Annotated in this window: 21 protein-coding genes; 11 read left to right on the plus strand and 10 right to left on the minus strand. The window is 58.6% G+C overall.

The genetic code is table 11. The features are described 5' to 3' along the window. Window positions 1–31: 31 nt before the first annotated feature. Both EQG79_RS03365 and EQG79_RS03370 read right to left on the minus strand, forming a co-directional pair. Window positions 32–805, minus strand: a complete 774-nt coding sequence (locus tag EQG79_RS03365; RefSeq protein ID WP_129599908.1) for an SDR family NAD(P)-dependent oxidoreductase — start codon at window positions 803–805, stop codon at window positions 32–34. A 79-nt stretch (window positions 806–884) separates the two neighbouring features. Continuing rightward, window positions 885–2,561 (minus strand): UxaA family hydrolase, encoded by a 1,677-nt coding sequence (locus tag EQG79_RS03370; protein WP_129599910.1) that lies wholly within the window; start codon window positions 2,559–2,561, stop codon window positions 885–887. Window positions 2,562–2,796: 235 nt separating this feature from the next. Between EQG79_RS03370 and EQG79_RS03375 the strand changes: the two genes are divergently transcribed. From EQG79_RS03375 to EQG79_RS03425, 11 genes are all read left to right on the plus strand, one after another. Next, window positions 2,797–3,960, plus strand: coding sequence for an acyltransferase family protein (locus EQG79_RS03375; protein WP_129601128.1), 1,164 nt, complete (start codon window positions 2,797–2,799; stop codon window positions 3,958–3,960). A gap of 3 nt (window positions 3,961–3,963) precedes the next feature. Beyond that, window positions 3,964–5,607: an adenine deaminase gene (ade, locus tag EQG79_RS03380; RefSeq protein ID WP_129599912.1), complete on the plus strand. Its 1,644-nt coding sequence runs from the start codon at window positions 3,964–3,966 to the stop codon at window positions 5,605–5,607. Window positions 5,608–5,714: 107 nt separating this feature from the next. Next, the gene (locus EQG79_RS03385; protein ID WP_077920281.1) at window positions 5,715–6,314 is read left to right on the plus strand and encodes an RNA polymerase sigma factor; all 600 of its coding nucleotides are present in this window, start codon (window positions 5,715–5,717) and stop codon (window positions 6,312–6,314) included. 106 nt (window positions 6,315–6,420) lie between these two features. Further along, the gene (locus EQG79_RS03390) at window positions 6,421–7,692 is read left to right on the plus strand and encodes a replication-associated recombination protein A (protein WP_077920282.1); all 1,272 of its coding nucleotides are present in this window, start codon (window positions 6,421–6,423) and stop codon (window positions 7,690–7,692) included. Between the two features lie 225 nt (window positions 7,693–7,917). Further along, complete coding sequence (locus EQG79_RS03395) at window positions 7,918–8,484, plus strand: RNA polymerase sigma-70 factor (RefSeq protein WP_161492721.1); 567 nt, start codon at window positions 7,918–7,920, stop codon at window positions 8,482–8,484. A 79-nt stretch (window positions 8,485–8,563) separates the two neighbouring features. Continuing rightward, complete coding sequence (locus tag EQG79_RS03400) at window positions 8,564–9,625, plus strand: FecR family protein (protein WP_129599914.1); 1,062 nt, start codon at window positions 8,564–8,566, stop codon at window positions 9,623–9,625. Between the two features lie 40 nt (window positions 9,626–9,665). Next, a complete protein-coding gene (locus EQG79_RS03405) occupies window positions 9,666–13,139 on the plus strand; it encodes a SusC/RagA family TonB-linked outer membrane protein (RefSeq protein ID WP_077920285.1) in 3,474 nt (1,157 codons plus the stop codon). 19 nt (window positions 13,140–13,158) lie between these two features. Continuing rightward, the gene (locus tag EQG79_RS03410) at window positions 13,159–14,787 is read left to right on the plus strand and encodes a RagB/SusD family nutrient uptake outer membrane protein (protein WP_129599916.1); all 1,629 of its coding nucleotides are present in this window, start codon (window positions 13,159–13,161) and stop codon (window positions 14,785–14,787) included. Between the two features lie 23 nt (window positions 14,788–14,810). Next, entirely contained in the window at window positions 14,811–15,482 is a 672-nt protein-coding gene (locus EQG79_RS03415; RefSeq protein ID WP_129599918.1) for a hypothetical protein, read from the plus strand. Between the two features lie 15 nt (window positions 15,483–15,497). Then, on the plus strand, window positions 15,498–17,687 hold the full coding sequence (locus EQG79_RS03420; RefSeq protein WP_129599920.1) for a beta-galactosidase trimerization domain-containing protein: 2,190 nt from the start codon (window positions 15,498–15,500) through the stop codon (window positions 17,685–17,687). A 33-nt stretch (window positions 17,688–17,720) separates the two neighbouring features. Continuing rightward, window positions 17,721–18,857, plus strand: a complete 1,137-nt coding sequence (locus EQG79_RS03425; RefSeq protein ID WP_165358832.1) for an alpha-L-fucosidase — start codon at window positions 17,721–17,723, stop codon at window positions 18,855–18,857. On the opposite strand, the gene EQG79_RS03430 is transcribed toward EQG79_RS03425, so the two are convergent. The 8 genes from EQG79_RS03430 to hypF form a co-directional block, all read right to left on the minus strand. Continuing rightward, window positions 18,854–19,408, minus strand: coding sequence for a bifunctional nuclease family protein (locus EQG79_RS03430; protein WP_077920290.1), 555 nt, complete (start codon window positions 19,406–19,408; stop codon window positions 18,854–18,856). The two genes, EQG79_RS03425 and EQG79_RS03430, sit on opposite strands and share 4 nt — an antisense overlap. Next, complete coding sequence (locus EQG79_RS03435) at window positions 19,395–19,625, minus strand: hypothetical protein (protein WP_077920291.1); 231 nt, start codon at window positions 19,623–19,625, stop codon at window positions 19,395–19,397. The genes EQG79_RS03430 and EQG79_RS03435 overlap by 14 nt, the downstream gene beginning before the upstream one ends. Continuing rightward, window positions 19,625–20,269, minus strand: a complete 645-nt coding sequence (locus EQG79_RS03440) for an urease accessory protein (RefSeq protein ID WP_129599924.1) — start codon at window positions 20,267–20,269, stop codon at window positions 19,625–19,627. Before EQG79_RS03440 ends, EQG79_RS03435 begins: the two co-directional genes overlap by 1 nt. A gap of 193 nt (window positions 20,270–20,462) precedes the next feature. After that, window positions 20,463–21,581, minus strand: a complete 1,119-nt coding sequence (locus EQG79_RS03445) for an NHL repeat-containing protein (RefSeq protein ID WP_129599926.1) — start codon at window positions 21,579–21,581, stop codon at window positions 20,463–20,465. A gap of 3 nt (window positions 21,582–21,584) precedes the next feature. Continuing rightward, window positions 21,585–22,637, minus strand: coding sequence for a hydrogenase expression/formation protein HypE (hypE, locus tag EQG79_RS03450; protein ID WP_240699258.1), 1,053 nt, complete (start codon window positions 22,635–22,637; stop codon window positions 21,585–21,587). A 52-nt stretch (window positions 22,638–22,689) separates the two neighbouring features. Next, window positions 22,690–23,793, minus strand: coding sequence for a hydrogenase formation protein HypD (hypD, locus tag EQG79_RS03455; protein ID WP_129599928.1), 1,104 nt, complete (start codon window positions 23,791–23,793; stop codon window positions 22,690–22,692). Then, window positions 23,793–24,065, minus strand: a complete 273-nt coding sequence (locus tag EQG79_RS03460) for a HypC/HybG/HupF family hydrogenase formation chaperone (protein WP_129599930.1) — start codon at window positions 24,063–24,065, stop codon at window positions 23,793–23,795. The genes hypD and EQG79_RS03460 overlap by 1 nt, the downstream gene beginning before the upstream one ends. After that, window positions 24,043–26,376, minus strand: coding sequence for a carbamoyltransferase HypF (gene hypF, locus EQG79_RS03465; protein WP_129599932.1), 2,334 nt, complete (start codon window positions 26,374–26,376; stop codon window positions 24,043–24,045). The genes EQG79_RS03460 and hypF overlap by 23 nt, the downstream gene beginning before the upstream one ends. Window positions 26,377–26,420: the final 44 nt, after the last annotated feature.

Genomic DNA, 26,420 nt, shown 5'->3' on the forward strand with positions numbered 1-26,420 from the left:
CCCCCAGGTTCGGCCGGTGGCGAGGGGTGGGTCAGGTGTTCAGACGGGTAAACCCACCATCGAGCGGATAATCGCAGCCGGTGATAAATCCGGCCTCATCGGAGCACAGAAACAGCGCCAGCGCCCCCACTTCCTGCGGCTCGGCCATGCGGCCAATGGGCTGCGTTTTTGAGAGCCGCTCAAACATGTCGGCTTCCTGACCGGGGTAGTTCTTCGCCAGAAACCCGTCTACGAAAGGCGTATGAACCCGGGCGGGCGAAATACAGTTGCATCGAATCTTATCCTTCAGGTAATCCTTAGCCACCGACAGTGTCATGGTCAGAACGGCCCCTTTGCTCATCGAGTACGCAAACCGGTCGTTTAACCCCAGGGTTGCGGCTACCGATGCCATGTTCAGGATAACGCCCCCACCCGCAGCTTTCAGATGGGGAATGACGGTATGCAGGCAGTTGTACACCCCTTTGACATTGATCCGGAAGATCCGGTCGAAATCCGCTTCGGAGGTGGTTTCTACGGTGCCAACGTGCGCTACGCCTGCGTTGTTGACCAGTATATGAATAGGCCCTTCGGCTGCCAGCTGGTCGACCAGGGCGCGTACGGCGGCCTGATCCGATACGTCAACGGCATGGCTCGTCGCCTGCCCCCCCTCCTGCCGGATACCTTCGGCAGCCAGGCCGGCCTGTTCGGGATTCAGATCAAAAATACGTACCAGCGCCCCGGCCTGTGCAAACGCCTTCGCGATAGCCAGTCCAATACCGCTGGCCCCACCGGTAACGATGGCGGTTTTGTTAGAAAGTGAGAACATAATCGTTACTAGAGTGAATCAGTGAGTAAGTGACTGCGTAGAACGGGTGCTATTTATTCATCCATTCGCTCAATCACTCTTATAGCGACACCCCCCGTTTCCAGGGGATGAAATCGTCCTGACCGAGTCGTTCGGCTGCGGTTATGGTTTCGCCCGAGGCCAGCCGGACGATGTAGTCGAGCAGGGCATCGGCATTTTGTTCGATCGTCTGCTCGCCCTCAATGATCGGGCCGCTGTCGAAGTCAATGACATCGGGCATCCGGTTCAGGAGAGCAGTATTGGTCGATATTTTTACGACCGGGCACACGGGATTGCCGGTCGGCGTACCCAGCCCCGTTGTAAACAGGATCACGTTGGTACCCGAGCCGGCCATACCGGTTGTGGCTTCAACGTCGTTGCCGGGTGTGCAGAGCAGCGTCAGGCCGGGCGTATTGACCGGTTCGGCATAGTCGAGCACCTGGGCCACCGGAGCCGTTCCGCCTTTCTTGGCCGCTCCGGCCGACTTGATTGCATCGGTAATCAGCCCGTCTTTGATATTGCCTGGCGACGGGTTCATGTCGAACCCCGACCCTACGGCTTCGGCCTGGGCCGAATAGCCACCCATCAGGTCGATAAACTTCTGCGCATCGGCATCGTTGACGGTGCGGTTGATAAGCTCCTGCTCTACCCCGTTCAGCTCCGGAAATTCGGCCAGTACGGTTTTCCCGCCCAGCGTTACGATCACGTCGGACAGGTGCCCGATGGCGGGGTTGGCCGATATACCCGAAAAGCCGTCAGAACCGCCACATTTCAACCCGACGGTCAGCGCGCTGAGCGGAGCGGGTTGGCGGGTTAGTTTATTGATCTCGGCCAGTCCCAGAAACGTTTCTTTAACTGCCTGACTCATCAGCGCGTACTCGGTACCGGCCTGTTGTTCGAACAGCAGCAACGGCTTGTTGAATTTCGGATTCTGCCGCCGGATTTCGGCCGAGATCATATCGGCCTGCAGGTGCTGGCACCCCAGACTCAGTACCGTTGCCCCCGCCACGTTCGGGTTGTTGATCATCCCGGCCAGCAACGAGCAGAGTACGGCCGAGTCCTGCCGGGTTCCGCCACAGCCCATCTCATGAGTCAGAAACTTAATGCCATCCACGTTCGGGAATGGCCGGCCTGACTGCGGAGCGCTGGTATGGGTCAGGGTATGATTCTGACTAACATCGACAAAAGGCTGCATTTTTCGGATCACATCCATCTCGCCCGCCCGGTACAGGCTGAGTAGTTCGTGAACCTGCTGCCGGTACATCTCGGGTTGTGCGTAGCCGAGTTCGCGCTCAAACGCATCTTTCAGAATAAGCACATTCCGGTTTTCGCAGAACACCAGCGGCACAACGAGCCAGTAGTTGCGGGTACCAACCCGACCGTCGGCGCGGTGGTAGCCCATGAACGTACGGTCCTGCCAGCGCGAGACATCGGGCGGCTGCCAGCGGTAGGGCTGCTTTTTGGCCAGGCTATAGGGGTCCGCGTCATGCTTGAGATTAAACGTTGTAATTGGCTCTCCCCGCCGAATGGGCTGAGTGGCTTTACCCACCAGCACGCCGTACATAATAACAGGATCGCCGGGCTGACGGTCTTCGGTAACGAATTTATGTTTGGCCCCCACCGCATACGGGAGTGTATACGTTTGCGAATCAAATTCTATCTGTTCACCAGCCGCCAGGTTGCGCAGCGCCACGATCACATTATCGGCAGGGTGAACTTTTAAGACTATAGCGGGCATCAGTGCTTGTTTTTTTTGCAATAAAAGAGACGATCAGATTAAAATATACCAGTCCGGCCCGAAAAACTTTGCCATACTTATTGCGAATATGAGCACCAATCCCAACATTTGACAGTCCGACCCTGCTCTCCCCATGCTCACCCCTACGTCGCCCGGCCTCTCGTCCTCTGCCCCCGGCAGTCAGCACGCAGGTTCGTTTGGCACCGACCAGCCCCGGGCCAGCCGGCTCATGTCGATGGATGCGTATAGGGGGTTCGTTATGACCCTGATGGCGGCCGAACTCCTGCAGTTTCATCGGTTGCAGGAGAGTTTTTCGGCTAGTCGCTTCTGGTCTTTTCTGGCTTACCACCAGAGTCATGTGGAGTGGGCGGGCTGCTCGCTGCACGACCTTATACAGCCTTCGTTTTCGTTTCTGGTGGGCGTAGCCTTACCGTACTCGATGGCCGCGCGGGTTACGCAGGGGCAGTCGTTTCCGGCTCAGGCAGGACACGCTTTCCGGCGGTCGCTGATCCTGATTCTGCTCGGTATTTTTCTCCGTTCGGTTCATGCCGAGCAAACCAACTTCACCTTTGAGGATACGCTGACGCAGATTGGGCTGGGCTACCCCTTTCTGTTTCTGCTCGGCGCGGCCTCTTCGCGAACCGGCTGGATTACTTTTGGCGCCGTGCTGGTCGGGTACTGGTTTGCTTTTGTTCGTTACCCCCTCCCCGGTCCGGCTTTTGACTATGCCGCCGTTGGGGTTCCGGCCAACTGGCCCGAGCACTACAGCGGGCTTATGGCTCATTTCAACAAAAACAGTAATCTGGCCTGGGCGTTCGACACCTGGTTCTTAAACCTCTTCCCCCGCGAGCGTCCTTTTGTGTTCAACGGCGGTGGCTATGCCACCCTGAGCTTCATACCTACCCTCGCTACCATGATACTGGGGCTACAGACGGGTCGATGGATACGGTCGGGTGTGACCCGGCGCCAGCTCCTGACGCGGCTACTGGCGGCCGGCCTGACAGGTATACTGGCAGGTTTGGTCCTGCACTGGCTCGGTATTTGCCCGGTCGTTAAGCGTATCTGGACACCCGCCTGGGTGTTGTTCAGCGGAGGCTGGTGCTGCTGGCTGCTCGCCTTTTTCTACGCCCTGGTCGATGGGCCGGGGCGCTGGCAGCCAACGGCCCGGCGCTGGACCTTTCCGTTTGTCGTTGTCGGAATGAACTCCATTGCTATCTACTGCCTGGTCCATCTGATCGATCGCTTCATCATCAATTCGCTTTACATTCATCTGGGACATCAACCGTTTCAGCTATTCGGGGCTGCGTATGAGCCACTGCTGGTTGGAGCCACCACCCTGGCTATTTTCTATAGTATGCTACGCTGGATGTATGCCCGCCATCTGTTTATACGCATCTGATTTATGATCACGGCCAACCTGCTGAATCTTTTTGACCAGACTATTTATTACGGAACCCTCACCTTCGAAAATGGCCGTATTGCCCGCATCGACCGACTCGGCCCTGAACGTCCTGGCGAACCCTATGTGCTGCCCGGTTTTGTCGATGCGCATGTCCACGTTGAAAGCTCGCTGCTGACACCCCCTCAGTTTGCCCGGCTGGCCGTTGTGCACGGCACCGTAGCCACCGTATCCGATCCGCACGAAATTGGCAACGTACTGGGCGTAGCCGGCGTTGAATACATGCTGGCCGAAGCCCGCCGGGTTCCGTTCAAATTCATGTTTGGCGCGCCCTCCTGCGTACCGGCCACAACCTTCGAAACCGCCGGTGCTACCATCGGCGTTCGGGATGTGCGCTACCTGCTGGGCCTGAAAGAAATCGGGTACCTGGCCGAGATGATGAACTACCCGGGCGTGTTGCACGAAGACACCGACGTCATGGCCAAGATAGCGCTGGCCAAAGCCTTTAACAAACCCATTGACGGGCACGCACCGGGGCTCATGGGGCCTGACGCCCAGCGCTATATCGACGCAGGCATCAGCACCGACCATGAATGTTTTACCTATGAAGAAGGGCTCGACAAAGCCCGTCGGGGTCTTCATATATTGATTCGGGAGGGCAGCGCAGCCCGCAATTTCGATGCCCTGATACCGTTGCTGGCCGATTTCCCGAAGCAGATTATGTTCTGCTCAGACGACAAGCACCCCGACACCCTCGCCGAAGGGCATATCAACCAGCTGGTGGTACGGGCGCTGGCCGCCGGTCATGATCGCTGGCATGTGCTGCGGGCAGCCTGCCTTAATCCCGTACTCCACTACCGCCTACCGGTGGGCCTGTTACGCGAAGGCGACCCGGCCGATTATATCGTAGTCGATGACCTGGAGCGATTCATCGTTCGGCAAACCGTTATCAACGGTACGGTAGTTGCCGAAACCGGGCAGTCATTCATACCGGATCTCCGCAGCGAGTGGGTCAATCAGTTCAACTGCTCGCCCAAACAGGCAGACGAGTTTCAGGTCAGCGGTCAGGCAGGAGTTCCGATGCGGGTCATCGAAGCCCTGGACGGTCAGCTCATCACCAACGAGCTGCACATCGAACCAACGCTGGAAAACGGGCTGATTGTACCGGACACTGGCCGGGACCTGCTCAAACTGGTGGTTGTAAACCGCTACCAGAACGTACCCCCGGCGGTAGCCTTCATCCGCAATTTCGGGCTGAAGCACGGCGCCATTGCCTCATCGGTCGGGCACGACTCCCACAATATCACCGCCGTCGGCTGCGATGATGCCAGTCTCTGCCGGGCTATCAACCTGGTCATCGAAGCCAGGGGTGGGCTGAGTGCGGTCAGCGGGTCGTCGTCGGGGCAGGAATCAGTACTGGCCCTGCCCGTAGCGGGGTTAATGACCGACACCGATGGCTACCAGGTTGCCACCCAGTACAGCAATCTTGACCGGTTTGCCAAGACAGAACTTGGCAGTACCCTGTCTGCACCCTATATGACTTTATCCTTTATGGCCCTGCTGGTCATTCCTAACCTGAAACTCAGCGACAGGGGTCTCTTCAGCGGAGAGCAGTTCCAGATGACCAGCCTACAAATTGTTAAATAGTCCCACAAAAAAATTTTATTAACACACCTTTTTTAATTCAATTAATTATCAATATGTTTACAGACCTCAAGACCCTTATCAATTCCTACCAACCCGCCTAACCGCTCATGGCTCGTTCCCGTACAAAAACAGGTCCCGACGACGAAACCCTCTGGAATCAGTTCCGCGCAGGTGATGAAAACGCCTTCGCCCGCCTGTATCAGAACTACGTGCAGACGTTGTACCACTATTGTGCTCACTTCGCAACTGACCGGGCTCTGATTAAAGATTGTATTCACGACCTATTTGTTGAGCTCTGGAAGCATCGCACCACGATTGGCCCAACAACCTCAGTTCGGTTTTACCTGATGGCTTCCATCAAACGTAAGCTGGTCCGTCATCTGACGGCAGAGCAGAAACTGGTTAGTCAGGATGAAGTGACAAACGGCCGGCGCGTTGGCGACATGCTCTCCGGTGCTGATCCATCGCACGAAAACCTGCTTATTGCCCATGAAGAGGATTCATACATGAACGAATGCCTGCACCAGGCGCTGGATAAACTCCCCCGTCGGCAGCGGGAAGCGGTTCACCTCCGCTACTTCCAGAACATGAGTAACGAAGAAATATCGGCCCTCATGCAAATCAACATCCAATCTGTTTACAACTTGATTTTCGGCGCTATGAGCAACCTCAAGCGGTATGTAACGCCCGAAAATGTGTCTTTATAAACCCGACTACTCCTAACCCGACCCTGACCGGCGGCTCTCGAGCCGCCGGTTTTTTGTTGCCCGCCCGGATAACGTACCACCCACCGACTTTGCGTAATTTTGCCGGATGAATACTGACTCAACGCCCCTCCCCGAACGGGTTCGTCCGCGTACCCTCGATGACGTGATCGGGCAGCGAAAACTGATAGGCCCGGGCGGAGCCCTGCGCCGGGCGGTAGAGGCCGGCCGCTTACCTTCCATGATCCTCTGGGGGCCACCCGGCGTCGGCAAAACGACCCTGGCCCTGCTGCTGGCCGAAGCCGTAAAACGACCCTTCATCGCCCTCAGTGCTATCAACTCGGGGGTTAAGGAAATTCGTGACGTACTCAGCCGCCCGTCGGGCATGTTCCCGCCGGTGGTGTTTATCGACGAGATTCATCGCTTCAACAAAGGCCAGCAGGACGCGCTGCTCGGTGCAGTCGAAAAAGGCCAGATTACGCTGATTGGGGCCACCACCGAAAACCCCTCGTTCGAAGTGAACGGGGCGCTGCTATCGCGGTCGCAGGTGTACATCCTGGAGCCGCTCAGCCGCGACGAACTGATCCAGCTCGTTGACCGGGCCATCGCCCAGGACGCGTTTCTACGGTCCAGACAGATTACCATTGAGTCGTACGATGCGCTGCTGCGTTTGTCGGGGGGCGACGGCCGGAAGCTGCTGAACCTGCTCGAACTGGTGGCTTCGGCGCATGTATCGGCCGACCCGCTGGTGCTGACCGATGAGGGGGTAACGGCGGTGGCCCAGCAGAATATTGCCCGCTACGACAAATCTGGCGAACAGCATTACGATATCATTTCGGCGTTTATAAAATCGCTGCGCGGGTCAGACCCCAACGCGGCCCTGTACTGGATGGCCCGTATGATCGTGGCGGGTGAAGATCCGGTTTTTATCGCCCGCCGAATGCTCATCCTGGCCGCCGAAGATATTGGCAATGCCAATCCAACAGCTCTGATCATGGCGTCGGAAGCGGTACAGGCCATCAAAGCCATTGGTATGCCCGAAGGCCGGATTGTGCTCAGCCAGGTCGCCGTTTACCTGGCCACATCGCCCAAAAGCAACGCCAGTTATGTAGCCATCGATGCCGCCATTGCCCTGGCCGAGCAGACGGCCCACCTGCCCGTACCGCTCCACCTGCGCAACGCCCCAACCAACCTCATGAAACAGATTGGCTATGGCAAAGACTATCAATACGCCCACGCCCACGAGGGAAATTTCGTGCAGCAGAATTTCCTGCCCGACGACCTCCGGGGGCATAAACTGTACGAACCCGGGCACAACGCGCGCGAAGCCGAAATACGGCGAAGTTTGCAGAAATGGTGGAGCGACTGGTACGGCTATTAGGATCTCCCTACTTTTTTATCAGGGTAGTAAATCAGCTTCTTACGCTTTCTTCCCTTTCGTGGTTTCCCTGTTGAACTGAGTATAAATACACATAGTGTTTACCTGTTCACCAGACCACCGGAAACCGACGAGCTGACCAGGTGTGTAAAGCGGGAACGAAGCAGCGAGTAAACAGCCGGGGCATACCCGATTTTACGAACTCACCCCAAACCGGAGACTGTATTCGTGAAAGACGTAGCTGACGACGTAAAAGAATGGCTTGTTCGGATTGCCCGGCACGATGACCACCGGGCCTTCCGGCTGCTGTTTGAGCTATTCTATCCCGAGCTGATCCGGTTTGCCCTGTTTTACGTCAAGGTTCGCGAAACGGCCGAGGAGATCGTGCAGGATGTCTTTCTGAAAATATGGCAGATTCGGGCTACGATCCTGGTTATACTCAACTTCCGGGCCTACCTGTTTTCGGCAACGCGCAATCATTGCCTGAACTACCTCCAGCGAAAAGGGAATCCGGCATTTACGTCTGTCGACGGCACAGCGGTAGCCGATACGGTTGGTACTGACGATAATCCGCAACAGGCGCTCGAGCTGGTCGATATGCAGCGTACCATTCAGGCCGCTGTAGATGCGCTGCCGCCCCAGTGCCATCTGATTTTTCAACTCGTAAAAGAACAGGGCTTTTCGTACAGGGAAGTTGCTGATTTACTGGCCATTTCGCCCCGAACCGTCGAAACTCAGATCAGCATCGCCCTCCGTAAAATAGCCGCTGCTCTGGGTCCGCTATTGGAATCGTAAAAAAAAATCTAAAAATTTTCACGCGTCCTTTACGGGATCGGTCAGCAAACACTGTCATTGCTTTTGAAACCCGAAAGCAATGCACGACTCTATTGACTGGACCCTGGTAGGCAGAGTATTTGCCAACGAAGCTACGGACGAGGAACGCCAGCAGCTGGCGCGCTGGCTGGCGGCCCATCCCGAGCAGCAGCCTGTCATCCATCAGCTGTACCAATTCTGGCAGACACCCAGCGCCACGCCATCCGCCGATCGGACGGAGGTAGCGGCCGCTTATGAGCGGCTACAGCAACGGATCGAGGCCGAAGAAGCCCTGTCGGCTCAACGCGTTCGGCCGCTCTGGCCCTCGAGATCGTGGCTGAGCTGGGCTGCGGCTGCGGCTGTCATACTCCTGCTCGGCTTTCTGGGCTGGACCCGGCTGACCAACCCCGCCAGCACTACGGCGCTGCTCGAGCAGGCCAATCCCAAAGGCACCCGATCGCAGATCCGGCTGGCCGACGGAACAACGGTATGGCTCAACGCCGACAGCCACCTGCGCTATCCGAAATCGTTTACCGGCAACTTGCGCGAGGTATCGCTGGAAGGGGAAGCGTTTTTCAGGGTAGCCCATAATCCAAACCAGCCTTTCGTGGTCCGGCTCGCTACAGGGTCGGTGCGAGTACTGGGCACCTCGTTCAACATCCGGGCCTACCCGGGCGATAGTACGGTCGAGACGTCGGTAGTAACGGGGCGGGTGGCGTTTGTACCCAACAAACCCGTTCGTCGTCCCCGGACCAGCCCCGGCGCTGCCCCACCGACACCGGACACGCTCTTCCTGACCCCCAACCTGAAAGCCATTCAGTCCCTAACGCGGCAGTCGGTGGCAACCCAGCCAACGGTAGCCACGAACCAGATCGCCTGGACCGAATCAAAACTTGTCTTCCGAAACACGCCAATGGGTGAGGTAGCCAAAACGCTCGAACGCTGGTACGGCACCCCAGTAACCCTCGAACGAGAGTCGCTGCGACAGTGTCCGCTGACGGGCACGTTCCAGAACCAGAGCCTTCAGGAAGTCATGACCCTGATTTCGATGACCAACCGGTTTCAGTATGAATTGACACCGTCGCAGGTAACCATCAAAGGCCCCGGCTGCGATAGTGAATAATCCACCGCCCCCATTCCTGTTCCTTAAAACCATCCAATCAATGAAAAACCTCTCTACCCGCTGCCTCTTACTGGTTTCGCTGGGCATTGGGCCGACCCTATTGGCGCAGGATGTAGCCAGTACCAGTGCCGTCATGTCGCAGAAGCGACCCGCCGACGCCACCACGGTAACGGTAGCCTCGGAAGGCCGAACCCTCGACCTGATTTTACGCGATCTCGAGCAGCAGACCGCCTACACCTTTGTGTACAGCAATGAACTCTTCCGGCAGCTCAGGCCCTCCCTTGTGGCGGTTCGGCAGCCACTACATGCCGTGCTGACGTCGCTGCTGAGCCCGTTGCGCGTTGCCTACCAGATTGTTGGCCATCAGATCATTCTTTCCAATGCCGACCGGGTGATTAGCGGTCAGGTAACCGATGCCAAAACCGGCGAAGGGCTACCCGGCGTAAACGTCACCATCAAAGGCACAAACCGGGGTACGACAACCGACAGCCAGGGCAATTATCGACTCAGCCTGCCCGAGCAGTCGGTCACCCTTGTCTTCAGCTATGTCGGGTATGCCCCGCAGGAAGTAGCGGCCGGCCGCCAGACAAACCTGGCCGTGCAGTTGGTGGCCGACGAGCGATCGCTGAATGAAGTGCAGGTGGTGGCTTTCGGTGAGCAACGCACCCGCGACCTGACCGGCTCTTTTGCATCGGTCAAGGCCGCCGACATCCGGCTGAGTACCGCCGTCAGCCCCGACGTAGCCCTGCAGGGCCGCACCCCGGGCGTACAGATCACGCAGGCCGGCGGAACGCCCGGCGGAGCGGTACGCATCAATGTTCGGGGGGTAGCCTCGATCAACTCCAACTCGCAGCCGCTGATTGTGGTAGACGGTGTACCCATTCTGACCGGTGCCTTCGGGGCCGGGGGGGTAGCCATGAACCCCTTATCCGAGATCAACCCGGACGACATCGAGAGTATGGAAATTCTGAAAGATGCGTCGGCGTCGGTGCTGTTCGGGTCCAGAGCCGCCAATGGTGTCCTGCTGATTACCACCAAAAAAGGAAAGAAAGGAAAGCCGCGGTTCGATATCAGCTATCAGGAAGGCGTCAACACGGCGACCAACCGCATCGACCTGGTCGATAACGGAGCCGACCACCTGAATATTCTGAAACGGTCGGCCCGCAACAACGTGCGGGCCGGGCTCAACCCCCAATCGACCAACCTGGTCAGCCTGCTGCCCACGGGGATTCTGCGCGGCACCCTGGCTCCGGCCCTGGACCCGCGGCTGGTCGACTCGACTACGCTTTACAACACGCAAACCAACTGGCTGGATCAGGTACTGCGCCAGGGGCGATTCAGGCAGGCTACGCTGGGGGTAAGCGCCGGCACCAACAAGCTGTCGGCCTACGTGAGCGGTTCGTACCGGGGTGAAGACGGCATCCTGGTTGGGCAGTCGTTTCAGCGGGTCAGCGGCCGGGCTAACATCACCTACACACCCGCCCGGTTCCTGTCGATGGGCGTCAACCTGTCGGCCAATGGTATCGAGACCAACAACGTCCCCATCAACAACTCGTTCCGGTATGCGCTGGGCGGAGCGTTGCCAGCCTACCCGGTGCAACTGCCCGACGGCTCGTTCTTCAACGGGATTGCCAACGGTACCAACAACACCATCAGCCTGGGCACCAACCCCGTCTTTTTCCGCAACAACTACACGGATGTAGCCAGAACGTTTCGCAGTACCAACACCGGTTTCCTGGACATCAAACCCCTGCCCGGCCTGAGCATCCGGACCGAAGCCGGCTATGACTACCAGCGTACCCGTGCCGATGTTCTTCAGAACCAGACCCTGTATCCAACGGGGATTGTGGGTGCCGAACGGGGTGGAAACGGCCGCGCCGAAAACCGCGTCATTGCCAACCGAACGTTCAACCTGAATAACCTTGTCAGCTACACCCGTGTACTGGGCAAAGAGCACCGGCTCACGGTTCTGGCCGGTAACAACCTGCAAAGCACCCGCTCCGACAATGCCACCTACATTACGGAGAACGTGCCGGAGGGAGCGATACGGGGGCTGGATACGGCCCGCTCGGTCGTATACGACAACGAAATCTCGTTCCGCTTCGTCTCCTACTTCGGCCGCCTGAACTACGCCTTTCGCGACCGGTATCTGGTCGAGGTCAGCGCCCGAACCGATGGGTCGAGCCGCTTCGGACCGGGTAATCGATGGGCCACTTTCCCCGGCGCTTCGGTAGGCTGGATCATCAGCGACGAGGAGTTTTTACGGAACGCATCGGTCATCAACTTCCTGAAACTCCGCGCCAGCTACGGGCTGACGGGCAATGCCGAAATCGGTAATTTCTCGTGGCAAAAGGTCTTCACCTACGTCGGCTACAACGCGGCTATTTACGGCGGGGTGCAGGGTGGGCAGTTCACCAGCCCCGGCAACCGCTCCCTGGGCTGGGAGTCGACCCGTCAGCTGGACCTCGGTGCTGACTTCCGGATTCTGGGCAATCGCCTGACCGGTACGATCGACTATTACAACAAAATATCGGATGGGCTGCTCCTCGATTATTCGCTCGGGCCACTGGCTGGCACCATCAACAACGTCATGACCATCAACCTCGGCTCGGTCCGGAACCGGGGCGTTGAGTTCAGCATCAGCTCGCGCAACATCGAACGGAAAAACTTCCGCTGGTCGACCGACTTCAACATTGCCCGCAACGAGAACCGGGTGTTGAGCACCTACGACGCGCCTTTCCTGAACTTCCCCTCGCAGCTGGTAAACGGCCCCAACATTGCCACCCCGGGTTATCCGCTGGGCAACTACTATATGGCCCAGTTTGCGGGTTTCGACCCCGTAACGGGCAACGAGCTATTCTACGAACGCGATCGGTCGGTCTTTGCCAATACGGGCCAGACCGTTCGGACGGGTAACCTCTGGGACGGCACGATCAACAACCAGGCAGGGGTCAACCAGTTCATTCTCGAGAACCGTACGCCCTACCCGACGTTCTTTGGCGGCCTGACCAACACGGTACAGATCGGGCAGTTCGACCTGAGTGCGTTGATCTATTTTCAGGTTGGCAACTGGATTTATGATCAGGGCGAACGCGCCCAGAGCTACCCGTTCACGGGTCAGGTGCTGCGCCAGACGATTCCGGGCATCGGCAATGTACAGCAGGCCATTCGTCAGGGCGACAATACCGCGCTGGACCGCCTGCAGTGGGCGTCGAACATGCGGGGGGCCGAATCGACCCGGTTCCTGCACAACGGCTCCTTCGGGCGACTCAAGAACGTACAGATCGGCTATAGTCTCTCTCCCGAAACCGCCCGTAAACTGAAGCTTCGCAGCCTCCGGGTTACGCTGACGGGCCAGAACCTGTTTACCGTCACCAAATTCCCGGGCTGGGACCCCGAAGTATTCCGGAACGGTGGGGCCGACGGGGCCAATGCCAACCTCTCCCCCGGCCTGACCAGCAACGATTTACCGCAGGTAAAAACCTATCAGATCGGACTTAACGTCGGTTTCTAACCCACTGAACGCTACCACTATGAAATATATACTCTCCCTATTTGTCCTGTTGGCGCTGGCTGGCTGCGAAAAGTACCTGGATGAGGTCTCTTCCAAACAACTGATTCAGGCGCAGAATGTCAGAACGGTTCAGGAGCTGGATATTCTGATGACCGGCGCCTATGCCGGTATTGCCCGCAACGTCGCTTTTGGCGGAAACGCGCTGATCATTGGCGAAACCTTTGCCGATCTGGTGACGGTGAATAATACCAACTACCGCACCAGTCCCGGCCGGTCGTCGCGGGTCTATACCTGGACCCACCGCGAAGAAGATTACGGGTTTCAGGCCGAATTTCTACAGTGGAGTACGTTTGGGCTCAACAACGCCAACAACGTGCTGGAGATTTTGCGGAGCGGTCAGGTACAGACTCCCAACGAGATCAACCCCCGGCTCGATATTACCCAGCAACGCAACCGGCTCGAGGGAGAAGCGCGCTTCATCCGGGCCATGTGCGTATTCGAGCAGATGCGGCTGATTGCGTATCCCTGGGGTTACACGCCCGACAACAGCCACCCCGGCCCCATTGCGTCGTACCGGTCGCTGTCAGAATTTGGCGACTTGTCGTTTCCCCGGCTCAGTGTGAAGGCGGGTTACGACTCCGTACTGACGGACCTGCGACTGGCCGAGCGGCTGCTTCCGGATAGCTACGACCCGGCCCGCCACCTGCCCGACTACCAGCCCCGCGCCAATAAACATGCTGCTCAGGCGCTGCTGGCGCGCGTCTATTTTCAGCAGGACAACGTAGACAGCTGCCTGGCCGTTTGCAACCGGCTCCTGGGTTCAGGCACGAATTACCGGTTTCCGCTCATAGCCGGCAATCAGATGCTGACCAGTCTTTTTCAGCGTACGGGCATCACCCCAACGACCAATGCCGCCAGCCGCGACGAAGTTATTTTTGAGCTGGTCAACGTGGCAGGTCGTAACGTACAAACCACTAACAGCGCCCCCATCCGAACCCATTACGTACTGCAATCGCCCTATACGACGGCGCAGCTGGCCAACGTCAACACGCTCACCAGCGGGCCTAACCTGCGCCTGAGTCAGCGATTCAAAACCCTGGCCAGCTTTGACCGAACCCGCGACCTGCGCTACCGAACCCTGATCGACACGAGTCAGGCCAGCACTCCGGCTACCCTCTGGAATAGCCCCAGCCGCCTGTGGTTTCCGCGAAAGTGGGGCGTTCAGGGGACCACCAACCTGGGTGCGGCTCAGGGGGTTAACACAAATGTAGTTCTTTACCGGTCGGCTGAGTTTATCCTGATGCGGGCCGAGATGAATGCGCGCAAAGGCAATACCGCAGCCGCACTGGCCGACCTGAACGCCATCCGGGTACGGGCCGGACTACCCGCCCTGGCTACCGCCCCAACCGATCTGCTGGCCGACATCCGGACGGAGATGGTACGCGAGCTCTTCGCCGAAGGCCAGCGGATTCATGACCTCAAGCGCCGGAAAGAATCCGTCGATCCGGCCGACCGAACCCTTTCGCCCGGCTCGGTCGACTGTACCGTAGCCGGCTGTCAGCCCGTTCCGTGGAACAGCCGCTTCACCGTATTCGTGGTGCCCCAGACCGTGCTGGACCGGAACCCGCTGATGGTACAAAATGACTAAACGAACTTAACCCGGTACTCTTCATGAAAGCACTGCTTCTCTTGCTGACGATCGCAACGCTGGCGGCCTGCCAGGACGATGCCTTACCCGCCCTCAGTTCGGGCGACGATGCCCTTAAAACACAGCTACGCGGGGTCTGGCTGCCCAATCAGCTCCAGATCAAATACCAGGTTGGACTCATTCCGAACCAGCGCGACACGACTATCACCATAACCCCCGCTACGGCTCCGCTGCTGGTAGCGACCCGGCCCAATGTGATTATGCCGTTTACCGACACCCTGTACATCGGCACCGTAGCAGCGGCCCGCATCGACACGTTCTTTACCCGCAACCGAGGCCTTCGCCAGCAGGGTAATTTCTTCCTGACCACGGGAGCCGACAACGGGGCCGGGGTACTGCGCGTGGCCCGACCAACGTACACGCGTGGAACCCTGACCCGCTGGAATTATGATTTCGTTTTCCACGGAACGGTGCTGCCCAACGCCCAGAACCAACCCGCCTACAGCTATACCAGCTATCCCAACTATCCGCTTACCATTCGTGAAGTAAGCGGCAACCGGCTGGTCATTAGCTTCCAGACAACGGGAAACATCAATAATCTGCCGCAGGTAGCCATTACCCCGGCCAGCCAGAACCTCAATACAACCTGGGCGGGTCGAGTGGGCCTGATTACCGCAACCTTCACCAAACAATAGCCCGGCGTTTTCTGCATGCGTACCCGTTTTTTCTGGCTTTGTAGTTTACTGAGTGTCGGCGCCATGGCGCAGCCCCGGCCGGCAGACGATCCGTTCCTGCATCGGCTATACGACCGGCTGCACGCGTCGCCGGCACAAACCAAATACCGAACCATTGCCCCCATGCCCATTGGGGCGGTTTATGTGCAGCAGCCCGGCGAAGGCGAAACCGAGATGCGGGCCCATTTCCGCACCATGAAACAACTGGGATTCAACGCCCTCAAGCAGATCATGACCGTACCGGGCTGGACCATCGAGCAGGTTCAGCTGATTGCGCTCGAGGAAGGGATCATTCCCTGGTGGTATGGCGAAGGGGGCTGGCAATCCATCACCCCTGCGCTGCTCAAAACCCTCGACATTCCCGTCAACACGCCTATGGCCGAGGTTCGGCAGCACCCGCGCATGCTGGCTCACCAGCAGGAGCTGTTACGCCAGCGTATCCTGAAAAGCGATGCGCTGATGAAAGCTACGGGAAAGCCGTTAAAGGACCGTAGTGTAGCCTACGAACCGGAGCTGGGCGGGCGCGGATTCGACCTGACCGATCGCGGCAAACAGCTGTTCAGGCAGTGGGTACGGCAGCAGTACGGCACCATTGAGCGGCTGAACCAGGTCTGGAATCAGAACCATGCGGGGCTACAACCCGGCGAAGGCGATCCGTTTGCTTCCTGGGATGATTTCGAGAAGCGCTACGGCCAGCTGGGCAACAAAGAATACCGGCACCTGCATGATATTCTGGACTTCAAGGTAGAACACAGCCTCGAAAGCATCCGGCAAACCTGCGAACGCTTCCGCGCCTTCGACTCCAGCGCCGTATTCAGGGGCGGGGGCGAGATAGGCCTGTTTCATCCGCTGGCGTGGTATGGCGTAGATCTCGAACGCGTGGCGGATCTGATGACCCGGTATGGTTCGTTTTACCCCTCCATCCATTTTGCCTGGCATTACGGCGAAGTCAACTATGAACTCGTTCGGCCGTTCTACATGCAGGCCTCGCTGGCCAACGACTTCTTCAAGGGGGGCTGGGCCGCTACCTGGGAGTCGACCGGTGGGCCGCAGCAGTTCAGCGGTGGCCGGGGTGGAGCCGACTTTACCGTTGACGAGGGCACGATTACCCAGTTTCTGCTGAGCCAGATTGCGGCTGGCTTCCGGGGCTGGGGTGCCTGGGCCTGGAACGCCCGCACAGCTGGCTGGGAAGCCGGCGAGTACGCCCTGCTCGACCGGCACAACCAGGTAACCGCCCGCGCCGTCCGGATGGGGCAGATTGGACAGGCAGCCAACCGCTACCGCGATGAGCTGTGGGCCGCCCACAAAGAACCGATTGTGGGCGTACTCTACGACTGGCATAACGAAGCCACCTGGGCCGCCATGAGCGAGTCGGGCCGGGAAGAATTTCGGCTACGGCCGATGCAGGCCAGAGTCGGCATCAGCCGGGCGCTCATCAACGCCAATATCCCGTTCGAATACGTCACGACGCCCGACCTGGCCAAAGGGCTGGGTGGCCGTTACCGGGTTCTCTACGTACCGGCCCAGGTCAGCCTCAGCCGCGACTTGGTCCGGCAGCTGGGTGGATACGTCAGGCAGGGCGGCCGGTTGGTGATGGATGTACCGTCGGGCTATTATGATGAATTTACCGCGCTGCTGTCCACGAAGGCGGGGAGCGAATTTGAGCAGTTGACCGGGGTTACCATCCGCGACTATCAGGGGTCGGGAGTCAACCGGACGTACCGGCTTGGCACCACGCCTGTTTCGGGGATGATTGCTACGCTGCAACCGACAACGGCCCGCGTCGTGAGCCGATTTGACGATGGCCAGCCCGCCATCACCGAACAAACAGCCGGCCGCGGAACAGCCGTGGTGCTGGGCTACGAGGCCGCCCGGATGTGCTTCAGGCCGGGACAGGCAGCGGCAGAGAACCAGTTGATCAGCCAGGTTCTGGGCAACAATCAGCCGCCCTACCGCTGTACCGATGCCATTGTGTACCGGCTGGCGGCACCCGCAGCCGACCATTACTTTTTTATCAACGATGGTCCCGCCCGCACGGCTTCCCTGACAACGGGTGCGATCCGGTACAAAGCGGTTGTAGACGCCCTGACGAATGAACCACTCGATCTGAACCGCCCTGTTCCGCTCGATGCCAACAGTGGCCGATGGATACGGGCCATCCGCTGATACGAACCCATTGCACGAATACAACCCATGGCCATGCAGACGCCCTATCAGAACCGACGTTTATTTCTTCAACAGGCGGCAACGCTGAGCCTGGGTGCCGCAGCGGGTTTATCGACCTCAGCCCAGGCCGCTCCGGCACCAGCCGCTGCGACACCGCCAACCGACACACCCCAGCCTACCGACGTACAGAAACGCTGGATGGACCTCAAATTCGGCATGTTCGTGCATTTTGGCATCAATACCTATTACGATACCGAATGGAGCGATGGCACGCTCGATCCGGTCCGGTTCAACCCCACCCGGCTCGATACGGACCAGTGGTGTCGGGTTGCCAAAGCAGCTGGCATGAACTACATCGTCTTCATTACCAAGCACCACGACGGCTTCTGCCTCTGGCCCAGCCAGCACACCCGCTACTCGGTGGCCTCGACCCCGTTCGGGCGCGATGTGCTGCAGCTGGCCGTAGCATCGGCACGCAAGCATGGCTTGAAAGTCGGTCTGTATTACTCGCTATGGGACCGTCGTGAAAAAACGCACGACACCGACGATTGGGCTTATGTCGACTTCATGAAAAAGCAGCTGCATGAACTGCTTACTAACTACGGCGACATCGTGGAGCTATGGTTCGATGGCTTCTGGAAAAAACAGAAAACGGGCTGGACCAAAAAAGGAGAAATTGAGGGTGAGCTGGCGCCCAAAGATGCCCGGGCCAACCGGGATCAGGCCTTCATAGAGGCCTGGCGAAACGAGGGAGCCTACCGCTGGCAAATGGATCACGTGTACCAGTACATCAAATCGCTCCAGCCCGATTGTCTGGTGATGAACAACTCCACTACGGCCTACCCGGGGGTGCCGCTGCATCCGGTCGATATTCGCAGTGGCGAGAAATACACCCGCCCCACCACCGATCAGAAAGTATGGAACTGGCTGGGCCGCGACCGGTTTCTGCCCATGCAGATCGAAACCACGATGTCGACAAAAGGCGACAAGCAGTTCCCGTCGGGCAACTGGTTCTGGCACGAATGGGATCATTCCGTAGCCTCGAAAGAACAGATAAAAAGCTGGCTGAGTACAGCCGCCCAGATGCAGGCCAACCTGCTGCTGAACGTGGGACCGATGGCCAGCGGCCGGTTACGCCCCGAAGATGAGCAGGTGCTGCTGTCGCTCTAGCCCTGACGCCGTCGCTCGATGGCGTCACGAACGCGGGCGGCACTTTCGTAATCTTCTTTTCGAATGATTCTGGCCAGTAACTCCTCCAGTTCGGCGAGGGTGTACTCCGCGTATGACCCTTTTTTATCCCGGACTTTATCGTCGGGGTAGTAGCCGGTCAGTTCCAGAACGGCCTGGGTAACCAACACCGGGCAGCTGGCCCGTACGGCCATCGCGATCGCATCAGAGGGTCGGGCATCGATCTGAAGCGGCCCCAGCGGTCCGTCGAGATACAACTGGGCAAAGAATACGTAGTCACTGTCGACCCGATCGATCAGTACTTTGGTGAGTCGGGTTTCGAGCCGTTCGAGTGTCTGGTGAAACAGGTCGTGGGTCATGGGCCTGACCGGGTTCATCTTCTCCATAGCCATGGCGATTGCCTGCGCTTCGGCCGGCCCGATGATAAGCGGGATTCGTCGTTTGCTGTGGGCATCTTCCAGCATCAATGCGTAGTTACCCGGCTTCGACAGGCTTTCCGACAGCGCCACGATGCTCAGTTCAATCGTCTCCATGCTCCTGATTTCGTTGAATAAACTGGCACAACTCCCCTATATCGGTAAAGGGTGAAATTACGAATCCTTCGGCACTGAGCCGGTACAGATCGCGCGCTTCTACTTCGACCTCGAAGCCGTTCTCGAGGTAGATGTGCCTGCCGACCTGCTGCCGTACCCCTAGTTTCATTTCCTGTAAGGCATACAGCACAAAGTCTGTCTCGTCATAGGTATGCATCAGCCCGCCAGGTTTTCGTAAAGCACCTGTATACCCAACCCGATACACAACCCGGCCGATATAACGATCAGCCCCGTACGAACCCCCGGATTGGCCGTCAGCCGCACCGAAAACGGGATACTGAACGCACTGGCGGCTACCATCATACCGGCCATAGACCCCAGGCCGAACAGCAGCAGGTATACCAGCCCGGCCCCTGCTTCCCTGATCTGGGTGAGTACTGACAGCATCAACGCCCCGCTACCGGCCAGGCCATGTACCAGTCCCACACCGTACGCCAGCCGGTGGGTATGCGGCCGGGGTTGTCCGTTGTGAAGGTGGGTATGCCCAGTAGCCGACCCGTCGGGCAACAGCCGCAGCCGATACAACCGAACCATACCCAGAACGACCAGCATCAGGCCCACCCCGGCTTCCAGGTAGCGAAACGTATCTACCTGGCTGGCAACGCGTCCGGCGATGAATACGACACCCACCAGCAGAATGGTTGAGGTATGACCCAGCCCCCAGAACGCGCCATCTTTCAGCGACAGCCAGATATTGTTCCGCTGGGTGACGATGCTGCTCACCGCCACCAGATGGTCAGCTTCGAACGCATGCGTAAACCCAACCGCCAGGGCTAACACGAAAGGGAGCAGAATGTCCATGCTACTGGTTAGTTATCAAGTTTCGTTTCATCTATCCGGCGGTCAGCGCCGTCACCGTTGCCCGCACAAGCTCAGCTTATCACCCCCACCGTGGTCCGTGTCCTCACGGACCACCCGTGCGTCAGCAAAAAACGTCCGGTTAGGTGGTCCGTGTCCCCACGGACCACGGTGACTATTCTGATCTGCACCAGCCTCAGCTTATCACTAGCCGACCCAGTACGACGCGGTGGTTGCCCGTATCGGCAATGGCCAGGCGATCCCCGTCGATGCAGATCGAGAAAGGCCAGTATAGCTGCCGATCCGTACCGAAGCGGGTATTGACATTTTCGCTGCCGGTCTGAAAGTTGGCGTGCCCGATCAGTCCATCGGCCAATGGGTTACTGGCGCGCGGTACCCGTTCGAACCAGAGCAGTCGGCTGTTGCCGGTGTCGGCGACGAGAAGGCCTTTCCTGTAGAAAAAAGCATCGTAAGTCCAGTTCAGCGTATGCTGCTCGGGGCTAAGCCGAAACTGGTTCTGCCCGTTCGCATCGAAGTCGGGTTGCCCGACCAGCGCATCGGCGGGCTGCGTAAACGCCGAATGCCAGTCGTTCCAGAGCAGCGTCCGGTAATACTGCGTATCGGCAATGGCCAGCTGCCCGTCCGGGCCGACCCGCACCGAATAGGGCCAGACGGGTTCGTGGTTTTCATAATCCCGCTCGGTAAAGCCCGGCTTGCCAATCACCCCGTCGGCGCGGGCGAACGATTGGGTAGGTATCTGCTCGTAAAACAATACCCGCCGGTTACCGGTATCCGCAATCCAGAGCCGCTCGCCATCCGAAAAAACACCGTAGGGCCAGTTTAATGACTGCGCATTCGGCGCCGTTCCGATGCCCCCCACATTGGGCTGATTACCGTTGAAATCAGGCTGCCCCAGCACCACATCGGCCGGCTGGCCCGAACAGGTCGGAAACGAGAGCCAGATCAGGACACGGTGGTTCCAGGCATCGGCCACCACCAGCCGCTCCCCATCCGACCAGAGCCCCGACGGATACTGCAACGTGCTGGCTCCGGTGCTGCCACCGGCATTACGACCCGTATCGGCCGAATCGGGCTGGCCCAGTACCAGATCAGGTTCGGCAAATTCCGTTTCGGGCAGTCGATGCCAGATGAAGACCCGATTTTGACCGGTGTCGGCTACGAAGAGCGTACGGCCAGCCAGCCAGACCCCACGCGGAGCCAGAAACGGGTTGCCCAACGCGCCCCGAAACACACGACTGTCGGGAAGCAGGGGTGCCAGATTCAGTAGCGAGGCAGGGGGCGGCTGGCTGGTCATGGATTAGCAGATTCGGGGAAGTTGTTCGCCCACCAGCATACTCACCACCCGACGACCACCAATCCGGCTGGTGAGAACAACCTGACCGGGATGCTCGGTGGTAACACGGCCAATGACCGCGGCCGACTCGCCATAGGGCAACGTTTGCAGCCTGCCTACGAATCGCTCGGCGACGTCGGCCGCGACGATAGCCAGAAAAACGCCTTCGTTCGCTACGTACAGCGGATCGAGCCCCAGCAGTTCGCAGGCACCGGCGACCTCTTCCAGAACGGGCAGACTGGCTTGCTGAATGTCGATACCTATCCGGGTCGGGCCAACGTTGCGGTCGCGGGCAATCTCGTTGAGCACCGTTGCCACGCCCCCCCGCGTCGGATCGCGCAGCAGGTGAATTGCCGGACCAAATTCATCGAGTAAGGTCCGAACGGTATGGTTCAGGGGAGCGGTGTCGCTTTGCAGGCTGGTTTCAAATTCCAGTCCTTCGCGCACCGACATGATAGCCATGCCGTGGGTAGCGATGTTGCCGCTCACGATCAGTTTATCGCCCGGCTGTACGCGGCCAACGCTGATATCGGCTTTCGGGTGAAGCATTCCAATACCCGCCGTATTGATAAAAATCCGGTCGCCTTTACCGCGCTCCACCACTTTGGTATCGCCCGTTACGATTTGCACACCGGCCTGATCGGCGGCTGTTTTTATACTGACCAGCACCGCCCAGAACTCGCTCATGGTCAGCCCCTCTTCCAGAATAAAACTGAGCGACAGATAGCGGGGTATGGCTCCGCACATGGCCAGGTCATTGACGGTGCCGTTGACCGCCAGCTCGCCAATGGTACCGCCCGGAAAGAACGGGGGCGAAATCACGTAACTGTCCGTCGTAAAAGCGGTCTTACCCGTCAGGTCGAGAATAGCGCCGTCGTGGTGCGTGTCGAGCAGGGGGTTTTTGAGCAGGTCGAACACGCCCGCTTCGAGCAGTTTATGGGTCAGGGTGCCTCCGCTTCCGTGGCCGAGCGTGATAACATCGAAATCCAGTTTGGGCATCGGGCAGGCAAGTTGCATAGCGTATCGGTTGGGTAGTATGAAGAACGGACGAATGACAACGAACTGAGCGTCATTCGACACAGTCACTCAGGGCTGACGAAAAATGATAATAAGCCGCGCAGGCTCCCTCTGACGAGACCATGGGCGCACCCAGCGGACGTTCGGGGTTGCAGCGCGTGCCAAACTGGGTACATTCGTTCGGCTTCCGGATTCCTTTCAGCACCAGCCCGGCAATACAGTCGGGGCACTCGGGCACTTTAGCGATAGACACCGAAAACTTACGATTGGCGTCGAAGCTGGCCAGCTCCCGACGTACCTCCCAGCCACTCCGGGGAATGGTACCGATACCGCGCCACTCCCGGTCGACAACCTCGAACACCTGGTCGATAACCCGTCGGGCATCGGGATTGCCTTCGGCCCGAACCACGCGGGTATACTGGTTTTCGAGCTTGTGCTCACCCCGTTCCAGCTGCCGGATGGTCATCAGAATACCGTGCAGCAGATCGACCGGTTCGAAGCCCGTTACGACGATGGGAAGCCGGTATCGCTCGGCCAGCGGAGCGTACTCGCCGGTGCCCATGATGGTACATACGTGGCCTGCCGCCAGAAACGCCTGAATGTTCGTATCAGGGTCGTTCATCACGGCTTCCATGGCGGGAGGCACCAGCACGTGCGAAGCCAGGATCGAATAGTTCGTCAACCCCAGCTGGTGGGCCTGTACTACCGACAGCGCATTGGCCGGGGCCGTTGTTTCGAACCCCACCGCGAAGAATACTACCTCCCGATCGGGGTTGTCGCGGGCCAGCCGGACGGCTTCCAGGGGCGAGTAAAGGATACGGACATCGGCCCCACCGGCTTTGGCTTCGAGCAGGCTCTTGCCGGAGCCGGGTACCCGAATCATGTCACCAAACGAACACAGCATAACCCCTTTTTCTTCAGCCAGGTATACAGCTTTGTCGATCAGGTTAACCGGCGTGACGCAGACCGGACAACCCGGCCCGTGTACCATGGTAACCGATTCGGGCAGCAGGTTCAGGATGCCGTTTTTGACGAGGCTGTGGGTTTGCCCACCACACACTTCCATAATTGTCCAGGGGCGGGTAACGGTGCGGTGAATTTCCTGCACGTACTGCTCTACCTGCTCGGGGTCGCGGTATTCGCTGAGGTGTTTCATCAGTGGTTACGGTCAATCTGGCTGCTCTCTACCAACTCATCCAGCTCCCCTATTTCGGCCAGGTACTGGAACGACTTCTGGGCCTCTTCCTCGTCGACGACACTAATGGCTACGCCCACATGTACCAGAACATAGTCTCCCACGTCAGCATGAGGAACCATGTCCAGACTAGCTTCTTTCGTGATGCCGCCAAACGACACCTGGGCCATACGCACCAGCCCATCGTACTGGTATTCAATGGATTTTATTTTACCGGGAATGGCTAAGCACATAATCAGTTTCGGTTTGTACAGGTGAGAATTGGTCCGATTGCCGGGTAGATCGGATCAGCTGCCCGAACGAAATACATTCGTCGTTGGGCGAGAGCTGCCGGTGAAAATAAAGTTGGTAAGCAGCGTCCAGGTCGTGCCGGATCCAGTCGACCAGCAGGGCATTCTGAAACACACCCCCGCTAAACGCCAGCTGATGAACGCCCTCACGCCGGGCTACCGCCGATACCGTAGCCACAAGGGTGGCATGAAAGCGGGCGGCTATCGCAGCGGTGGGTTTTCCAGCCAGCACATCGGTCATGACTCCGCCGATAATAGCCCGGGTTGGTATAGTCGGCCCCGTCCATGACACCGGCAGATACGACCGCGCGGCCTGAAACCCGTACTGCCGCACGTAACGGCCAGCCTGTTCTTCGAGCAGCAGAGCGGCTTCGCCCTCGTAGCTCACCCGATCAACCAGCCCCACCAAAGCCGCCACGGCATCGAATAAACGGCCTACGCTGCTGGTCGAGAGCCGATGCGCGGTCAGTAGCTTGTGGTACAACGTCCACTCGGCATGGGTGAATTTTTGACGAAGCAGGGTATCGGCGCCGGGCATTTCGTAGGCTAGCGACAAGGCAGACAGCCGGGGTTCGCGGGGCATTTTATCCCCCAGTAGAGCCGGGAAATAATCAAAATGGGTAACCCGATCAACTACTCCATCCTGGTACGACATGAATTCACCGCCCCATATTTGCCCGTCGGTGCCATAGCCGGTACCGTCCCAGATAATACCCAGAACGGGATCGGGACTGGTGAGTACATCATTCTCGGCAAGTACAGCTGCCAGATGCGCTTCGTGATGCTGCACCCGCGTGAGCGGAATACCCCAGCCAGTCGCCAGTTCGCGAGCCAGCTGCGTGGAGAAATACCCGTCGTGCTGATCGGCCACCAGCCAGTCGGGCCGGGCGTCGAACAGGCGCAGAAAATGATGCAGGGTAGCGCGAAAATTGGTTTGTGTATCGTAGCTCTCCAGATCACCCAGGTACTGGCTGACGTAGGTATTTCCCCGCAGCTGCCAGGCAAACGTGCTCTTCAGCGAGGCTCCCAGGGCCAGTACGTTGGCCGTCCCTGAACCGGGTTCGCGGAGAAAGGTCGGCGCGAAACCCCGCGATCGGCGTATCATTATTGGTTGCCGGTACACCCGCGACAGACGCACAACCGAGTCGTCCTGCGGCACCATAATAGCCCGGTTATGAGTCAGGATATAATCGGCCACGGCTGGTAGCTGACCAATGGCCTGCTCGTCAGTGTAGGCAATAGGCGACCCGCTGATATTGCCACTGGTCGCTACCAGCGGCCTGCCAAACTGCCGGGCCAGCAGGGCCAACAGGGGCGCGTAGGGTAACAGGACACCCAGTTGCCCCAGAGCGGGGGCCAGAGCCTCCCAGGCTAGTTCCGAGGCCGGTTTAGCCAGTTTGTCGAGAAGTACAATGGGCGAGGCTTGGCCGCGCAACCAGTTCAGCTCGTCGTTCTGACACGAGCAATCCTGCCGAATTGCCTCCGCCGACGGGTACATCACCGCCAGAGGTTTCGTTGGGCGATGCTTCCGTCGGCGGAGCTGAGCAATAGCGTCGGGGTTGGCGGCATCGCACAGCAGCAGGTACCCGCCTATTCCTTTTACCGCAACCGTATGTCCGGTTTTTATCTGCGCCACAGCCTGCTCAATAATTGTCGTCTGATCGGCTGAGACGCATTGCCCCGCCTGGTCGTAGAGGCTCATCGTAACGGCGCAGTCCGGGCAGGAATTGGTTTGTGCGTAGTACCGGCGGTTGGCGGGATCCTGATATTCAGCTTTGCAGGTAGCACACAGGGCAAAGTCGGCCATCGTTGTAGCCGGACGGTCATACGGCAGCGCATGACTGATTGAATACCGCGGTCCGCAGTGCGTACAGGTTGTAAAGGCGTAGTTGAACCGACGGTTAACGGACTCCGTCAGCTCCGTCCGGCAGGTATCACACAAGGCCAGGTCGGGGGTCAGGAGTAAAGACGCCTGCCCCCCCGACTGGCTGTGGATGATCGAGAAGTCCGGGTAAAGACGAGGAGTGGTTGGGTTTATTTTTATGGACTGGATACGAGCCAGTTCAGGCGCTTCGGCCAGTATACGCAGCTTAAACTGCCGGGCGGTATCAGCGTCTGCATTCAGGTAGACATGAACGCCATCGGGCCCGTTGCTGACGGTACCGGTAAGTTCCATGACGCGCGCAAGCTGCCAGACGAAGGGCCTGAACCCTACCCCCTGAACCAGGCCGGTGATATGCAGATGAAACGTCATGGAGTTATGTACCGCTATACGCCGGGCTATTGTTTACAGAACGA

The sequence above is a fragment of the Spirosoma sordidisoli genome (assembly GCF_004138325.1).
Taxonomy (GTDB): domain Bacteria; phylum Bacteroidota; class Bacteroidia; order Cytophagales; family Spirosomataceae; genus Spirosoma; species Spirosoma sordidisoli.

Excerpts from the sequence above, each read along its gene's own strand:
- EQG79_RS03365 (WP_129599908.1), bottom strand. The coding sequence starts at position 805 with ATGTTCTCACTTTCTAACAAAACCGCCATCGTTACCGGTGGGGCCAGC.
- EQG79_RS03370 (WP_129599910.1), bottom strand. The coding sequence starts at position 2,561 with ATGCCCGCTATAGTCTTAAAAGTTCACCCTGCCGATAATGTGATCGTG.
- EQG79_RS03375 (WP_129601128.1), top strand. The coding sequence starts at position 2,797 with ATGGATGCGTATAGGGGGTTCGTTATGACCCTGATGGCGGCCGAACTC.
- ade (WP_129599912.1), top strand. The coding sequence starts at position 3,964 with ATGATCACGGCCAACCTGCTGAATCTTTTTGACCAGACTATTTATTAC.
- EQG79_RS03385 (WP_077920281.1), top strand. The coding sequence starts at position 5,715 with ATGGCTCGTTCCCGTACAAAAACAGGTCCCGACGACGAAACCCTCTGG.
- EQG79_RS03390 (WP_077920282.1), top strand. The coding sequence starts at position 6,421 with ATGAATACTGACTCAACGCCCCTCCCCGAACGGGTTCGTCCGCGTACC.
- EQG79_RS03400 (WP_129599914.1), top strand. The coding sequence starts at position 8,564 with ATGCACGACTCTATTGACTGGACCCTGGTAGGCAGAGTATTTGCCAAC.
- EQG79_RS03405 (WP_077920285.1), top strand. The coding sequence starts at position 9,666 with ATGAAAAACCTCTCTACCCGCTGCCTCTTACTGGTTTCGCTGGGCATT.
- EQG79_RS03410 (WP_129599916.1), top strand. The coding sequence starts at position 13,159 with ATGAAATATATACTCTCCCTATTTGTCCTGTTGGCGCTGGCTGGCTGC.
- EQG79_RS03415 (WP_129599918.1), top strand. The coding sequence starts at position 14,811 with ATGAAAGCACTGCTTCTCTTGCTGACGATCGCAACGCTGGCGGCCTGC.
- EQG79_RS03420 (WP_129599920.1), top strand. The coding sequence starts at position 15,498 with ATGCGTACCCGTTTTTTCTGGCTTTGTAGTTTACTGAGTGTCGGCGCC.
- EQG79_RS03425 (WP_165358832.1), top strand. The coding sequence starts at position 17,721 with ATGCAGACGCCCTATCAGAACCGACGTTTATTTCTTCAACAGGCGGCA.
- EQG79_RS03430 (WP_077920290.1), bottom strand. The coding sequence starts at position 19,408 with ATGGAGACGATTGAACTGAGCATCGTGGCGCTGTCGGAAAGCCTGTCG.
- EQG79_RS03435 (WP_077920291.1), bottom strand. The coding sequence starts at position 19,625 with ATGCATACCTATGACGAGACAGACTTTGTGCTGTATGCCTTACAGGAA.
- EQG79_RS03440 (WP_129599924.1), bottom strand. The coding sequence starts at position 20,269 with ATGGACATTCTGCTCCCTTTCGTGTTAGCCCTGGCGGTTGGGTTTACG.
- EQG79_RS03445 (WP_129599926.1), bottom strand. The coding sequence starts at position 21,581 with ATGACCAGCCAGCCGCCCCCTGCCTCGCTACTGAATCTGGCACCCCTG.
- hypE (WP_240699258.1), bottom strand. The coding sequence starts at position 22,637 with ATGCAACTTGCCTGCCCGATGCCCAAACTGGATTTCGATGTTATCACG.
- hypD (WP_129599928.1), bottom strand. The coding sequence starts at position 23,793 with ATGAAACACCTCAGCGAATACCGCGACCCCGAGCAGGTAGAGCAGTAC.
- EQG79_RS03460 (WP_129599930.1), bottom strand. The coding sequence starts at position 24,065 with ATGTGCTTAGCCATTCCCGGTAAAATAAAATCCATTGAATACCAGTAC.
- hypF (WP_129599932.1), bottom strand. The coding sequence starts at position 26,376 with ATGACGTTTCATCTGCATATCACCGGCCTGGTTCAGGGGGTAGGGTTC.